Origin of the sequence: Alcaligenes sp. 13f, from assembly GCF_020496585.1 — a bacterium.
GTDB classification, from domain to species: Bacteria; Pseudomonadota; Gammaproteobacteria; order Burkholderiales; family Burkholderiaceae_B; genus Alcaligenes; species Alcaligenes phenolicus.
The window spans coordinates 1-398 of sequence record NZ_JAHKKC010000080.1; the positions used below are offsets into that span (position 1 = coordinate 1).

Annotated in this window: 1 pseudogene; it reads left to right on the top strand. The window is 73.4% G+C overall.

The features are described from left to right. Nucleotides 1–268 (top strand): annotated as a pseudogene (locus KOE80_RS20225) (CoA transferase); the annotation flags it as partial. Nucleotides 269–398: the final 130 nt, after the last annotated feature.

A 398-nucleotide genomic window follows, 5' to 3' on the forward strand; every position in this document is an offset into this window, starting at 1 on the left:
CGCGAAAGCCGAGGGCACGGACGCGTGCCTGACGCCGGTGCTGAGCCCGTGGGAGGCGGCGGAACACCCGCACAACGCCGCTCGCGGCACGTTCGTCGACATCGGCGGCGTCGTGCAGCCCGCGCCCGCGCCGCGGTTCGACCGCACCCCGCCGCGGGTGCCGGAGGCGCCGCACGAGAAGGGCGCGGACACCGCCGAGGTGCTCGCCGAGCTCGGCTACGACGAGCCCACGCTCGCCTCCCTGCGGGAGTCCGCAGTCATCGCGTAACCGCTGCCGGGGAGGCCGTCATCGGCCTCCCCGGCATGTCGTCCGGGAGCCTCGCGGGCCGGAAGTTACTCTGGGGTGGACACGGAGAGTCAGAGACGACCGCCATCCGGGTGAAGGCCTGTCTAAATGC